Consider the following 13,226-nt stretch of genomic DNA (forward strand, 5'->3'; position numbering starts at 1 on the left):
GGCGCCGTCCGGCTCCTAGAACCAGCGTTCCAGCACGGCCGCGACGCCGTCCTCGTCGTTGCTCAGCGTGACCGCGTCGGCGTAATCGTGCACGACGGGGTTCGCGTTGCCCATGGCCACGCCGAGACCGGCCCAGGCCAGCATCTCGCAATCGTTGGGCATATCCCCGAAAGTGACCACCTCCTCGGCGGCCACCCCGTAGCGCGCGGCCAAGATGGACACCCCGGTCGCCTTGTTCACACCGGGGCAGGAGATCTCGATGAGCCCCTCGTCCATGGAGTAGGTCACGTGCGCGTCGGAGGCGTCGACAACCGGGGCGACGAGGTCGAACATCTCCGCAGAATGCATGGACGCGCATCTGACCAGCAGCTTCGCGGCGGGCTGGGAAATCAGCTCGGGCACGGGCACGACACCGAAACGGGAGTCCCACGCGTCCGGGTTGTAGTCCGGCGTGACCAGGAAGACCTCGTCTTCCGGGTCGAGAGCGGACTGGCCCACACGTTCGACGCCGTAACCCCACCCGGTCCCGAGCGGGCGAAACACGGCGTCGACGTCCGCGACGATCTGCTCCATCAGCTCAGGCGCGAGTTCGAAGGAGCGCAGCACCTCGTCGGTGGCGGGGTCGTAGATCACCGCGCCGTTCGCGCACACGCAGACCGGCGTGATAGGCAGCTGGTCCAGCACGGGCATGAGCCACCTGTGGGGCCGCCCGGTCGCCAACCCGAAATTGGCCCCGGAGCGCACCGCGCGCATCACTACCTCGCGCAACCGCGGCGTGACGCGGCCCGCGCTGGTGAGGAAAGTGCCGTCAATGTCGCTGATGATGAGCCGGGGTGCCATAGTTGCCTAGCTTATCGACGCCCCCGACACACGGCTCACTTCTCGCGCCGACCGGAAGTTTTCTCTGCCTTGCGAGCGGCACGCTCCGCCTTTTCCCTCCGGTAGATTTCCTCTGCCTCCTCGGGAGTGGGGGCGGAGCCGCCCAGGGCCGCCGGCATCCAGTTTTCTCCGTCCCCGAACGGGCCGTACTTCTCGGCGTACTCGGCGCGGTTGAGGTCCAGCAGTTCTTGGACAGCCTGCTTGAGGCGCTGCGTGACCTCATCCGGCGTCCCGTCGAGGGCGACGGGGGCGCCGTAGCGGATGATCACGGGGGTGTTGGTGCGGCCGAGGCGGCGGGGCAGATCCTTGGTCCAGATGCGCTGGGAGCCCCAGATGGCGCAGGGGATCAGGGGGGCGTCGGCTCGCTGCGCGATCCGCGCCGCACCCGTCTTGAACTCGCTGAGCTCGAACGAGCGCGAGATGGTCCCCTCGGGGAAGATCCCGACGAGGCTGCCCTTCTGAATCCAGTCGACGGCGCTGTCGATGCTGTCGGCCCCCGCGGCGCGGTCGACGGGGACGTGGCGCATGGCGCGCATCATGGCACCGATGACGGGGGCGGAGAACACTTCCTTCTTGGCCATGAACCGCACGAGGCGTCGGCCGGCAACGTGCGGGCCCATGCCCGTGAAGATGAAGTCGAACCAGCCGGTGTGGTTAGCCACGATGAGGGCTCCGCCCTCCGCGGGGATGTGCTCCAGACCATGCAGGACAGCCACGGTCCCCTGCGCACGGAAAACGTTTTTGATCACGCGGATCACACCGTGGTAGAACGGATCCCGTTTCGCTTCCGCGTGCTCGGGGGGTTGAACATAGTCCGAGGGGATCTCGAACAGGCGCTGAATCTTTTTCATGTTAAGGCTCCAAAATGTCTTTGCCGACCCAGGGGCGCAGCGCTTCGGGCACGACGACGGAGCCGTCCGCGCGCTGGTTGTTCTCAAGAATAGCCACGAGCCAACGCGTTGTGGCGAGAGTTCCGTTGAGGGTGGCCGCGGTCTGCGTCTTGCCGTCCGCGTCGCGGTAGCGGGTGGCCAGACGGCGGGCTTGGAAAGTCGTGCAGTTCGACGTCGACGTCAGCTCACGGTAGGTACCCTGCGAGGGCACCCACGCCTCGGTGTCAAACTTGCGTGCGGCGGATGAGCCGAGGTCGCCTGCGGCGACGTCGATGACACGGTAGGGCACCTCGACCGCGGAGAGCATGTCGCGCTCGAGTTGGAGTAGTTTCTGGTGCATCTCCTCGGCGTCCTCGGGGGCGCAGTAGACGAACATCTCCAGCTTGTCGAACTGGTGGACGCGCAGGATGCCCTTCGTGTCCTTGCCGTAGGAACCGGCTTCCCGGCGGAAACACGACGACCAGCCCGCGTACAGCAGTGGGCCGTCTTTCAGATCGACAATCTCGTCCTTGTGAAACCCGGCGAGCGCTACCTCAGACGTACCGACGAGGTACATGTCGTCGCGCTCGAGGTAGTAGATCTCCTCGTCGTGCGCGTCGAGGAAGCCTGTTCCGGCCATGATCTCGGGGCGCACCAGCACCGGCGGGATAACAACCTTGAAACCGGCTTCGCGCGCTTTCTGCGCGGCAAGCATGAGCATGCCGAGCTGCAGCCACGCGCCGTCGCCGACGAGGTAGTAGAAGCGCGCGCCGCCGACCTTGGTGCCGCGCTTCATATCGATGATGCCCAGTGCCTCACCCAGGTCGAGGTGGTCGCGCACCTCGAAGTCGAACTCCGGAACCTCGCCCACGTGCTCGAGGACGACGAAGTCCTCTTCACCTCCGGCGGGGGCGCCTGCAATGACGTTGGAGATGCTGTACTGCAGCTTCGCCACGGCCTCCTGCGCCTCGGCCTGCGCGGCCTCAGCCTCCTTCACGCGGGCCTTGAGCTCGTTGGATCCCTCGAGCAGCGTGGGGCGGTCCTCTGGAGCGGCCTGGCCGATCTTCTTGCCGAAGGCCTTCTGCTCGCTGCGCAACTCGTCCGCGGTCTGGATGGACGAGCGGCGCGCCTCGTCCGCCTCCAGCAGCTGATCCACCAGGGAGGGGTCTTCACCGCGGGCCCGCTGGGACTCGCGCACGACGTCGGGATGTTCACGCAGGAATTTGAGATCGATCACGGAAAGTCATCCTACCCTGCCCCTGGACACGAACATCGTGGATTGTCTGGTCATAACCACCGGGGGTAGGCTTGGGCCCATGCACATCTCGGACGGGCCCGTTCCCAAGCACGCGCAGCTGCGCGCGATCTTGGAGGAGGCGTGTGTCACCGAACTTAAGCCGGGTGATCTTTTGCCCGGTGAACGCGCCCTGGAAGAGAAGTACGGCGTCAGCCGCATTACGGTGCGCCGCGCCATCGGCGACCTGGTCGCGGCTGGCCGGCTGCGCCGGGTCCGCGGAAAAGGCACGTTTGTCGCGCCGAACCCGCTGGTCAGCCGACTGCACCTGGCGTCGTTCTCCGACGAGATGAGGGCACAGCACGTCGCGGCCAGTTCGCGCATTCTCCTGTCCGGCCGCGCGGCCCCGCCGGAGTTCGTCGCGGACTTTTTCGGTACCGCCCCCACCGTCCCCCATATCCATCTGAGGCGGCTTCGGCTCGGCGACGGCGAACCGTACGCGATTGACGACGCCTGGTATAACGGCACCCTCGTTCCCGACCTGCTCGAAAACGACGTGTACAAGTCCGTATACACGCTGCTTGAGCAGGATTACGGGCTGGGCATCACGGAGGCGGACCAAACGGTCACGGCGGTCGAGGCGAGCGATGCCAACGCCTCGCTTCTCGACGTCCCGCCCGGCGCAGCCCTGCTCCACATCGTGCGCTACGCCCGCAGCGGCGCGCACCACGTGGAACTTTGCTCGTCGGTCTACCGCAGCGACCGCTACCACCTGACCACGCGGGTGGCCCGGTCGGCTGAACAATAGCAATTAGTAGTAAGGCACAATAGACGCCATGGTAACGACCACAGCCAGTGTGCGCTCCGTCCTCCTCGCCGTCGTGGCGGGAGCGGTGGCGGCGGCCTCTTACACGTTCGTCTCTGAGTCGACATCTGCCTCGTCCGCCTCACCGGGCCAGACCCAAACGGGTGTCACCGCGACCACCACGGTGGGGACGACCGGCCAGAATTCACCTGGCGCCGCGGCCCCGTTCACCACCGCCGACCAGAGCGCCTGCCTGACGTGGCAGCTCAACGAGGGCGGTTCAATCGCCGGGTTCGAGCAGACCCCGTGCGAGCAGGAGCACCGCTTCGAGGTGTCCACGCGCGAGGATCTCGCCGCGTTCCCGTCCTCCGAGTTCGGACCCGACGCGCAGATGCCGAGCCAGACGCGCCAGGCCCAGCTGCGCGAGGAGCTGTGCGGCGCCTCCACCGTGAACTACCTGCAAGGCGTGTATGACCCCAACGGGCGTTACTCCATCGCCTCCATCCTCCCGCCCGCCGAGGCCTGGGCGCGTGGGGACCGGACGATGCTATGTGGCCTGCAGGTCACCGACGCTGCCGGCACCCCGGTGCTGACGTCGGGACGCGCTGCCGAACAAGACCAGGCCCGTGTCCTCGACGTCGGCCAATGCGCCTCCACCGACGCATCGAACACGCTGCGCGCCGTCGACTGCGGGGAGCCCCACCACCTCGAAATCACGTCCGTGGTTTCCCTGGCGGACACATTCCCCGACCACACCCCGAGTGTCGAGGAGCAGGACAAATACCTGGGCGACGTCTGCACTACCGCCGCGCACGACTACCTCGGGGGCGAGGAGAACCTGTACCGAATTGCGCTGCAGCCGTTCTGGACCACGCACTCGCCCGCGGCCTGGGAGGGTGGCAGCAAGAGCGTCAATTGCGCGCTGGTGTTCGCCAACAACGGCCAGTTCGCCACGCTCACGGGTTCGGCGACGCAGGGCCGTGAGGCTTTGCGTATCGACGGCAACCCGCCGCCCGAGCGCCCCGAACGCCGCCCCCTGCGCGAGGACCCGGCCAGCAAGGCGCCCGTCGCCTCCGCGAACCAAGAGCCCGGCGCGCAGTAGCCGATGCTGGTCACGCAGGGCGAGTTCGAGACGCTGATCAATGACGCGCTCGATGAAATCCCGGAGTCTTTCGCGCGCGCCATGACGAACCTGGTGGTCCTCGCCCGCGACTTCAACGCCAACGACCCGACAATGCTGGGCCTTTTCGAGGGAGTGCCACTGACCGAGCAGCACTCCAACCACACCGGCTACCTACCGGACGCGATCTTCGTGTACAAGGAGGCCCACGAGGCCATCTGCGGCAGCGTCGAGGAGCTGCGCGAACAGGTAAAAATCACGGTGTTCCACGAGGTGGGGCACTACTTCGGGATCGAGGAGCACGAGCTGCACGAGCTCGGCTGGGGTTAACCCAGCGAGTGTTTGCCCCATTTCACAACCCGCCACGACCCGAACTCGCCAACGGGATCAATGACAAGGTAGTGGCAGTTGGGCAGGTAGGCCATTTCCGCGAAGTCCGGGTCGATGTCGGTGGCGTTCGCGGCGAACGCCCGGATTGCCCCGCCGTGCGAGATGACCACGGTGTCGCCTGCTGAGTCATGCTCAACGAGGGGAGCCAGCGCCGCCCGGTAGCGGGCGAGGAAGATGTCGAGGGAGTCGCCGCCGTCGATAAGCGATTCGAGTTCGCGCCGGTAGAAGCCACGGAAGGCCCCGTGGTAGGTCTCATGCGCTTCGCGGGTGTTCATCATCTCCCAGCGCCCGGCCTGGACCTCGTGCAGCCCGTCGAGAGCGGGGATGTCGTCGAAGTGCGCCCCGAAGGCGATCTCACCCGTCTGCTGCGCACGCAGCGCCTGCGAGGTCACCACCCGCACGGGTGAGTACTCCGCCATGATCTCGCGGCCGGCCGCCGCGGCCTGCTCGCGGCCGAGCTCCGTCAGCTCCGCACCCGGCAGCGCCGTGTCGAGATGGCGCCCGACGTTGGAGGTGGTCTGTCCGTGCCTGAGTAAAACCAGCATCTACGTGCCTTTCCGGGCCGAGGCGACCCACTCTTCCGCGGCGCGCAACCGCGCTTCGTCGACCCCGGGCTCCCCCGCCGGCTCATGCGCGCGCGGCCAGGAACCGAGGAACGTGATCGAGCTCGCCCGCAGGTAGAGGCTGCGCAGAGCCTCGGCGAGCGGGGCGTCATCAATGTGGCCCACGAGGTCCACGAAGAAATTGTAGGTGTTGCGCTCCGCCTTGGTCGGGCGCGATTCGATGCGGCTGAGATCCACGCCGCGGTAGGCGAATTCCTGCAGCGCTCCGACGAGCGTGCCGGGCTCGTTGGGGAGCTGGAACACCACAAAGGTGCGGTCGTTGCCGGTGCGCGGGGCTGGCACCCCACTGGGCCCGGCGAGCACGAAGCGGGTGCGGGCCGCCTGCATGTCGGCAACGCCGTCGGCGTGCACCTGAAGGCCGAACAGGTCCGCCGCCCGGCGCGGGGCCGCGGCCGCGTCTACCTCGCCTTCGGCCACGAGCTCCGCGGCCGCGGCGTTCGAGGCGGCTGCGTGAAACCGCGCGTGCGGCGCGTTGTCGGCCAGCCACTTCTTCACCTGCTGGTACCCGACGGGGTGCGTGGCAAAGCTCCGCGCGTCCGCGAGCTCCTCGCCCGGCCGGGTCATGATCGCGAAGGCGATCTCGAGCTCCGTCTCACCGTAAATCTGCACGCCGCCAGCCTCAATGAGCGCGTCTGAGGTCGAGGTCACCGCGCCGTCGACGGAGTTCTCGATGGCTACCACGGCCCAGTCCACCTCTCCCGCGCGCACCGCGTGCAGCGCGGCGGAGGGAGAATCCACGGGGACCAGGGCGACGTCGTCAAGCTCGAACGCCCACACGGCTTGCTCAGTAAACGTGCCGTGCGGACCCAGGAAAGCGACGCGGTTCATGCCTTAAAGTTACTGCATGCGAACACGCCCTGAGCGGATCCGCCTGGAGATCCTCATCGTCCTCGCCGTCACCTTTGGCCTCTCCGGGGCCCGCGCGGGCTTGAGGCTTATCGACGCCCTCCTGGCGCAGCCGGCCTTGAACGAGCAGCAGGTTACGCTCAATGACACGTCGTCCGACGTCTCCTGGCTCGACCTCGCGCTCCAGGTCTGCTCGGCGGCCTCGCTTTTCGCCTGGGGCGCCCTGGCGCTGTTCTTGCTGGAAGCGACCCTGCCGCGGCCGCGGTGGCGTGACTGGTTGCACGGGGCTGGCCTGGCCGCACTCATCGGCCTACCGGGGTTGGTGCTCTACGTCGTTTCGCTGCAGATGGGATGGTCGAAGGAGGTCGTGCCTACAACGGAGGCGGTGCAGGTGCCCACGCTGTTGCTGTGGTCCTTCGCCAACGCCTTCGGCGAGGAGACCGTGGTGGTGATGTGGCTGATCACGCGGCTGCGCCAGCTTGGGTGGGGGCCGTGGCCCGCCATCGCCGCGTCCTCGGTGCTGCGCGGTAGCTACCACCTTTACCAGGGAGTTTCGGCGGGATTCGGAAATATTGTGATGGGTGTCGTGTTCGGCTGGTTCTACCACCGCACAGGCAAGGTGTGGCCGCTGATCCTCGCCCACTTCCTCATCGACGCCGTCGCGTTCGTGGGCTACCAGCTGCTTTCCGATTCCTTCCTTTCATTGCTGGGGCTGTAGGCGGGTTAAACTTCACCCATGCCTTCGACACCTCACTCGAACGACCCGAGGGACAACCTGGGCGATTACGTGCTGGGCAGGGACGGAAAGCCCATCGTGGACCGCTACGGTCGCCCCGTACGCCGCCGCGTCGAACGCGCCCCCCGGCCCGAGCCCCGCCCGCGCGAGGAGGTGCCCCGCTTCGAGCGGGTGCAGCGCCCGCCCATGGACCACACGCGCCAGTACCAGCCGCGGCGCACCCCGCAGCTGCCCGAGCGCGACAGGCCCGCACCGCAACCGCGGCCTGTGCAGCAGCCGCCGCGGCGCGTCAGCCGGCCGGTAGAGCCGGCGCCCATGGCCGTGTCGCGCTCGCGCGTGCGCCAAGCGCCGCCCGCGGCGGCGCAGGCTCCGGTGCGTGCGCGGAGGCGTCGAAAAGCACCCGGCTGCTTCTCCGTATTCGCGCTCGTTGTCGTGCTCCTCATCGCCGGGGTCCTCTTCACCGACGCGCGCCTGAACCGCGTCGACGCGCTTCCCGACGAGCGCATCGCCAACACCGCCGGCACGAACTGGCTGCTCGTCGGCTCCGATTCGCGCCAGGGCCTCAGCGAGGACGACATCGCGCGCTACGGCACCGGCGGCGACCTCGGCGTCGGCCGCACCGACACGGTGATGCTGCTGCACCTACCGCGCACGGGGCCGGCGACGTTGGTGTCAATCCCGCGCGACTCCTACGTCTCCATCCCCGGTTACGGCATGGACAAGATCAACGCCGCTTTCGCCTACGGCGGGCCGAAGCTGCTAGCGACGACCGTGGAGCAGAACACGGGGTTGCGCGTGGACCGTTACGCGGAGATCGGCATGGGAGGGCTCGCGGGCGTGGTCGACGCCATCGGCGGTGTCGAAATCTGCGTCACCGAGCCGATCCAGGACCCCTTGGCCAACTTGGATGTCCAGCCCGGCTGCCAGATGATGGATGGGCCCACCGGCCTCGGTTACGTGCGCACCCGCGCCACGTCGCTCGGCGACCTCGACCGGGTCGGCCGCCAGCGCGATTTCCTCGGCGCGATTGTCGCAGAGGTCACCTCGCCTGGTGTGCTGCTCAACCCGTTTAGGGCGATCCCTCTGATGTGGGCGGTGCCCGGGCTGTTTACCGTCAACACGGGCGACCACGTGTGGAACTTGGCGCGTATCCCGCTCGCGATGCGCGGCGGGCTGAAAACGGAAACGGTGCCACTCGGTGGCTTTTTAGACACCGAGGTCGGCAACGTCATGCTGTGGGACGAAGCGGGCGCAGAGGCGCTGTTTTCGTCGCTGCGTTAGTACGCCCCGAATCGCTTTCTACTCCTACAGGATGGTGAAATGCGCACCTCGAAGTATTGAGGGAGGATTCGTAAAGAGGGCGTTCTTGTTGTGACATGGACGGTAATCTGGCGATGTGGCCCCAAGGCAAGACGGCCACTTTCGTTAGCGTGGTGTATCCGTGACTTGTGGTCGGGGACCTCCTGGATGTGAGGCGATCCGGCCGGAAATAGGCACTACTAAGACGACTATCCAGAGGGGATAGCTCGCAGAAAGCCAGTTCCGGCATCTGACTTACTCTCGACTAACTGAACCGGGGGAGCCGCTCGGATCTGCCAGCCGCTAGACGCTTGGGGTTGATTTCCTACTTCGTTGCCAAACGAAGTGCCTCACATCATCAAATCGGAAAACCGAACATTGAGATATGCCGGACGGTATCCGCCAGGATCACATCAATTTTAGTCTTTAAGGACTAAATGTACTCCCAGATGATACCACCAACACACCCTATCGCTGCTCCTAAGCCAATACGGCGAATGACGAACTTCACTGCGGTGCGCACGTCATACACTTCTCGGAAGATTGCTTCCGCCAGTGGCCCACTCTCCCAAGAGAAGCCCAAGCAAGCGCCAATAATTCGCTTTACTTCATCGGGAAGAATCCCATAGAAAGTTATGGAAGGTTCCGATTCGGAATGGCTGGAGTTCTGCGCTGAGAGCGAACCTGCGTTTCCTCCGTCTTTATCCACGAAAACAGATTCACCACTATTCCAAGTGGCGAATACTAATGGCCGAGGCAGGAACGACGAATCCATTCTTTTCCATCGCAATTCGAAGGTCGCTGGTAAGAGGCTCCGTGATACCGTCTCCCAGCTCCTCTCCCCCATGTATCGCCACCGGTGGGTAGTCACTCCCCCGAGCACATGCTTGGAATTCACGGGCACCCGCCACTCCGGATTTTACAATCGGACGCGACACCTCTCTAGCAGTGGCAGTAGCCACCGGAGCTAGCGGCACTACAAGTGCCGTGGCCAGGGAGATTACTACCAGCTTATTTTTTTTCAGTTGTATTAGATCCTCCTTGGATCGTTGACCTCTCGTACGCCTGCACCACATTCAACGCACTTAGTGTAGCGATAATCGTTGCCACTAAGGACGAGGATACGATTTGATCGCGCATCAGCCAGTTAAAAACCAGAAATGCACCTACCCCAACGGCTAGCGCAATAATCCAAGCTAAGCTTCTACTTTTTGAAGTGGCATGCCCCCACCATGCTGGAGCATCAGACTGCGGCCCATCTAGCCCAAGGGTTCTTTGAAGAGACTTTGGAGCGTGAGACAAAACATAGTCCTTCCGTCTTTGGGTTTACACGGTGCGTCGAGCCACGAAAACGAAGTTCAACAAGAGGCACTCCTGTAATCCAAGCGACTTCGCGGGGTTTGATTATACTGTGAAGATGGTTTTCATCAAGCCCTAAGCGGCGCTGTTTGGACCCGCCCCCTGATTTTCGGCAGTCGAAACCGGCATTGCGGCAGCATTTCGACAGGAACTTGAAGGAGTTTGTCTCGATGACGCTCTTCGGCGCAGTATCGTCTCCGGCGGGTCTAACCAGCGAATATAGCTACACGATGGTGATGAACAAGCTTGAAGTTGCGTAGCTTATGGCACGGAGCATTAGCCCACGTCGCACCTATCCCAAGAACCAGCGGGCTCTAATTCCTCTTAATCCCCGCAGGCAGCTCGGTCCACGTGCCGGCCGCGACCATGTCGGCCTTGCGTTTGACCCAGAAGTCCGCGCCCTTGATGCCCAGCGCCTCGGGGTCGAACTGCGGGTCGAGGCCAGCCTTCTTCTGGCGGCGGTAGTCCCACAGGCACTTCAGCGCCGGGCCCTGAATAACCAGGATTGCCAGGATGTTCAACCACGCGGTCGCGCCGACGCCGATGTCGCCGAGTGCCCACGCGGTGCCCGGGGTCGTGGTCGCGCCAATGTAGACGGACACGAGGATCAGGGCGCGCAGAATCCAGATAATCGCGCGGCGGGCGGTGTCGTTGTGCACCCAGCGGTTCAGGTAGGCGAAGTTCACCTCGGACAGGTAGTAATACGCCAGCACCGTGGTGAAGGCGAAGAATGCGATGGCCAGTGCGACGAAGGACGGGCCGATGCCAGGGGCGATGGTGTTCATGCCCTCCTGGACGAACCCGGGACCGACAGCGATGCCGTCGGGAAGCGAACCGGCGTAGCGCACGGCACCGTCCTCGGACTGTCCCTCGAACACCTTGTACATGTCGGTGGAAATAATGATGAAGGCCGTTGCAGAACAGACGAAGAGCGTGTCCACGTAGACGGCGAAGGCCTGGACGAAGCCCTGCTTCGCCGGGTGCGAGACCTCCGCGGCGGCGGCGGACTGCGGGCCGGTGCCCTGGCCAGCCTCGTTGGAGTAGATGCCTCGCTTGACGCCCCAGAGGATCGCGGCGCCGAGCATGCCGGAGAACATCGCTTCGCGGTCGAAGGCCGAGCGGAAGATTAGACCGAAGACCTCGGGGATCTGATCGGCGTTTGCGAGCATGATCCAGACGGCGGCCAGGATGTACAGGATGGCCATGACGGGCACGACAAGAGAGGCAAACGTGGCGATGCGCTTGATGCCGCCGATGATGATGATGCCGAGCAGGACCACCATGGCGAGCGCGGAGATCCACGTCGGCACGTTCCACGCGTTTTCCACGGCCGCGGCCACGCCATTGGCCTGGATGCCGGGCAGGAAGTACGAGGTGGCCAGGATCATGCTGATGGCGAAGACGATGGCGTAGACGAGAGCGAACGGCCGGGCAGCAGTGTGCGCCGCCGCCTTCTCAATGTAGAAGGCCGGACCGCCGCGGTACTCGTCGGTGTCACGGTCCTTTTCTTTGTAGATCTGCGCGAGGGTGCACTCGACGAACGAGGTAGCGGAACCGAGCAAGGCGACGAGCCACATCCAGAACACCGCACCCGGGCCGCCGAAGGCAATGGCCGTGGCAACGCCGGCGATGTTGCCCACCCCGACTCGGCCAGCTAGAGAGATCATGAGCGATTGGAACGAGGAAATGCCGGCCTCGGACTTCTCGCCTTGGGTGATCTGCTTGAGCATGTCGGGGATGCAGCGGATCTGCAGGAACAAGGTGACAATGGTGAAGTACGCGCCTGCGCCGAGGCACAGGTACACGAGCCAGTTCGACCAGATCAGGCCGTTGAGCGTGTCGATAAACCCTTCCATAGCGGGTTCCTCCTGGGGGTAAGAGGTCGGTCCCGGCTACCGCGCGGAGCGCCTGAGCTGGAATTTCCCTGGATTTCGGACCATTCGTGTGCGAATGTTGGGTTTTATCATAGGCATCTACCTATCGCGCTATAGTCGTTTCGCGAATTTTTTGCCGCCACATATGCCGTCGGTGTGCGCACAGCGCGTGGTGCTTTCATCACCGTTCCGGTGGCGCACCTGGTCTTCTGAGGGCTTTTCGCTTATCGACGCCCACCCCAACGCACCCCTACCCGCGGGCGGAGAGGTGGGCGTTGACGATGTCGTCGATAAGCCGCGCCGCGGTCTTTGCCGTGCGTGAGTCGATGTCGAAGTCGGGGTTGAGCTCGACGACATCGACGAGCGCGACGCGGCCGGTCGCGGCCACGGCGGTGACCATCGCGCGGACCTTGTCCAGCGCGACACCGAGGCCCGCGGGGGCGGACACACCGGGTGCGACAGACGCGGGGAGGAGGTCCAAGTCGATGCTGAGGTGAATCGGCCGCTTGCCGGCGACACAGTCAAGGGCGAGTTGGGCGCACTCGGCCGCGGCGAGGGCCTCGAGATCGGTGTCGAGCACGGTCCGTACGCCAAGCGCCGCGGCCGTGTCGAAGAGCACGCGGGTGTTGTTCGGCCGCGAGATGCCGAGCACGGAGTAGTCGAACTCGTCGCCCGCCAGGTCGGCGATCTGCTTGAACGGTGTGCCGGAGGTAGGGCGGTCGGCCTGGCGCAGGTCGAAGTGCGCGTCGAAGTTGATTACGCTCAGCGCCCCAAGCGCCTTCCGCGCACCGCGGTGGGAGGCGAACGACGTCTCGTGCCCGCCGCCGAGGACGACGACGAGGTTGCCGGCCGACGCGAGGTCGCGCACACACCCCGTCAGTTCCGCTTGCGCACCCTCGAGGTCGTCGCCCTGGGTGGTGACCGTGCCGGCGTCGAAACGGGCGTATTCGTCGTGCACGGCGAGGCCCCCGAGCGCTGCGCGGAGCGCCTCGGGGCCGCGGGCCGCGCCTTGGCGCCCGCCGTTGCGCTCCACACCCTCATCGGAGGCGAAACCGATCAGTGCGACCCCGTCCGCGGGCGACGCAGACGAGATGGCGCTGTGCCATCGGGCGTGCTCTGGACCCGGGCCGTCATCACGCCCACTCCACGGCTCGGGGGGACTAAACAGTGGCGCGGTGACGGTGTTCATGCT

At 65.2% G+C, this 13,226-nt stretch carries 13 protein-coding genes; 5 read left to right on the forward strand and 8 right to left on the reverse strand.

Features of this window, described 5'->3' with window-relative positions; all coding sequences use genetic code 11:
- Positions 1 to 15: 15 nt before the first annotated feature.
- Genes G7Y29_RS10010 through serS form a run of 3 tightly spaced genes read right to left on the reverse strand, consistent with a single transcriptional unit; the run spans position 16 to position 2,985 of the window.
- A complete protein-coding gene (locus tag G7Y29_RS10010; protein ID WP_165002423.1) occupies positions 16 to 840 on the reverse strand; it encodes an HAD family hydrolase in 825 nt (274 codons plus the stop codon).
- A 35-nt stretch (positions 841 to 875) separates the two neighbouring features.
- On the reverse strand, positions 876 to 1,730 hold the full coding sequence (locus G7Y29_RS10015; protein ID WP_165002424.1) for a lysophospholipid acyltransferase family protein: 855 nt from the start codon (positions 1,728 to 1,730) through the stop codon (positions 876 to 878).
- A 1-nt stretch (position 1,731) separates the two neighbouring features.
- A complete protein-coding gene (serS, locus tag G7Y29_RS10020) occupies positions 1,732 to 2,985 on the reverse strand; it encodes a serine--tRNA ligase (protein WP_165002425.1) in 1,254 nt (417 codons plus the stop codon).
- A 79-nt stretch (positions 2,986 to 3,064) separates the two neighbouring features.
- Between serS and G7Y29_RS10025 the strand changes: the two genes are divergently transcribed.
- Genes G7Y29_RS10025 through G7Y29_RS10035 form a run of 3 tightly spaced genes read left to right on the forward strand, consistent with a single transcriptional unit; the run spans position 3,065 to position 5,237 of the window.
- Positions 3,065 to 3,790, forward strand: coding sequence for a GntR family transcriptional regulator (locus G7Y29_RS10025; protein ID WP_165002426.1), 726 nt, complete (start codon positions 3,065 to 3,067; stop codon positions 3,788 to 3,790).
- A gap of 28 nt (positions 3,791 to 3,818) precedes the next feature.
- A complete protein-coding gene (locus G7Y29_RS10030; RefSeq protein ID WP_165002427.1) occupies positions 3,819 to 4,889 on the forward strand; it encodes a septum formation family protein in 1,071 nt (356 codons plus the stop codon).
- Positions 4,890 to 4,892: 3 nt separating this feature from the next.
- Positions 4,893 to 5,237, forward strand: coding sequence for a metallopeptidase family protein (locus tag G7Y29_RS10035; RefSeq protein WP_165002428.1), 345 nt, complete (start codon positions 4,893 to 4,895; stop codon positions 5,235 to 5,237).
- Here the strand turns inward: G7Y29_RS10035 and G7Y29_RS10040 are convergent.
- Both G7Y29_RS10040 and pheA read right to left on the reverse strand, forming a co-directional pair.
- Positions 5,234 to 5,842, reverse strand: coding sequence for a histidine phosphatase family protein (locus tag G7Y29_RS10040; protein WP_165002429.1), 609 nt, complete (start codon positions 5,840 to 5,842; stop codon positions 5,234 to 5,236). The genes G7Y29_RS10035 and G7Y29_RS10040 overlap by 4 nt on opposite strands.
- Positions 5,843 to 6,748, reverse strand: coding sequence for a prephenate dehydratase (pheA, locus tag G7Y29_RS10045; RefSeq protein ID WP_165002430.1), 906 nt, complete (start codon positions 6,746 to 6,748; stop codon positions 5,843 to 5,845). It abuts the gene before it with no gap.
- Positions 6,749 to 6,764: 16 nt separating this feature from the next.
- On the opposite strand from pheA, the gene G7Y29_RS10050 reads away from it, so the two are divergent.
- Entirely contained in the window at positions 6,765 to 7,484 is a 720-nt protein-coding gene (locus G7Y29_RS10050) for a CPBP family intramembrane glutamic endopeptidase (RefSeq protein ID WP_165002431.1), read from the forward strand.
- Positions 7,485 to 7,502: 18 nt separating this feature from the next.
- Entirely contained in the window at positions 7,503 to 8,783 is a 1,281-nt protein-coding gene (locus G7Y29_RS10055) for an LCP family protein (RefSeq protein WP_165002432.1), read from the forward strand.
- Positions 8,784 to 9,234: 451 nt separating this feature from the next.
- Here the strand turns inward: G7Y29_RS10055 and G7Y29_RS10060 are convergent, their stop codons facing one another.
- The 3 genes from G7Y29_RS10060 to hutG all read right to left on the reverse strand — a co-directional run bounded on the left by G7Y29_RS10060 (position 9,235) and on the right by hutG (position 13,223).
- A complete protein-coding gene (locus G7Y29_RS10060; protein WP_165165382.1) occupies positions 9,235 to 9,510 on the reverse strand; it encodes a hypothetical protein in 276 nt (91 codons plus the stop codon).
- A 964-nt stretch (positions 9,511 to 10,474) separates the two neighbouring features.
- Positions 10,475 to 12,016 (reverse strand): alanine/glycine:cation symporter family protein, encoded by a 1,542-nt coding sequence (locus G7Y29_RS10065; RefSeq protein ID WP_165002434.1) that lies wholly within the window; start codon positions 12,014 to 12,016, stop codon positions 10,475 to 10,477.
- Positions 12,017 to 12,284: 268 nt separating this feature from the next.
- Positions 12,285 to 13,223, reverse strand: a complete 939-nt coding sequence (gene hutG / locus G7Y29_RS10070) for a formimidoylglutamase (protein ID WP_165002435.1) — start codon at positions 13,221 to 13,223, stop codon at positions 12,285 to 12,287.
- Positions 13,224 to 13,226: the final 3 nt, after the last annotated feature.

Origin of the sequence: Corynebacterium qintianiae (assembly GCF_011038645.2) — a bacterium.
In the GTDB taxonomy this organism is placed as follows: Bacteria; Actinomycetota; Actinomycetes; order Mycobacteriales; family Mycobacteriaceae; genus Corynebacterium; species Corynebacterium qintianiae.

Bases quoted from the DNA above. Each gene is read 5' to 3' on its own strand.
- G7Y29_RS10015 (WP_165002424.1), bottom strand. From the start codon at position 1,730: ATGAAAAAGATTCAGCGCCTGTTCGAGATCCCCTCGGACTATGTTCAA.
- G7Y29_RS10035 (WP_165002428.1), top strand. From the start codon at position 4,893: ATGCTGGTCACGCAGGGCGAGTTCGAGACGCTGATCAATGACGCGCTC.
- G7Y29_RS10030 (WP_165002427.1), top strand. From the start codon at position 3,819: ATGGTAACGACCACAGCCAGTGTGCGCTCCGTCCTCCTCGCCGTCGTG.
- hutG (WP_165002435.1), bottom strand. From the start codon at position 13,223: ATGAACACCGTCACCGCGCCACTGTTTAGTCCCCCCGAGCCGTGGAGT.
- G7Y29_RS10025 (WP_165002426.1), top strand. From the start codon at position 3,065: ATGCACATCTCGGACGGGCCCGTTCCCAAGCACGCGCAGCTGCGCGCG.
- G7Y29_RS10040 (WP_165002429.1), bottom strand. From the start codon at position 5,842: ATGCTGGTTTTACTCAGGCACGGACAGACCACCTCCAACGTCGGGCGC.
- G7Y29_RS10010 (WP_165002423.1), bottom strand. From the start codon at position 840: ATGGCACCCCGGCTCATCATCAGCGACATTGACGGCACTTTCCTCACC.
- pheA (WP_165002430.1), bottom strand. From the start codon at position 6,748: ATGAACCGCGTCGCTTTCCTGGGTCCGCACGGCACGTTTACTGAGCAA.
- G7Y29_RS10050 (WP_165002431.1), top strand. From the start codon at position 6,765: ATGCGAACACGCCCTGAGCGGATCCGCCTGGAGATCCTCATCGTCCTC.
- G7Y29_RS10055 (WP_165002432.1), top strand. From the start codon at position 7,503: ATGCCTTCGACACCTCACTCGAACGACCCGAGGGACAACCTGGGCGAT.
- G7Y29_RS10065 (WP_165002434.1), bottom strand. From the start codon at position 12,016: ATGGAAGGGTTTATCGACACGCTCAACGGCCTGATCTGGTCGAACTGG.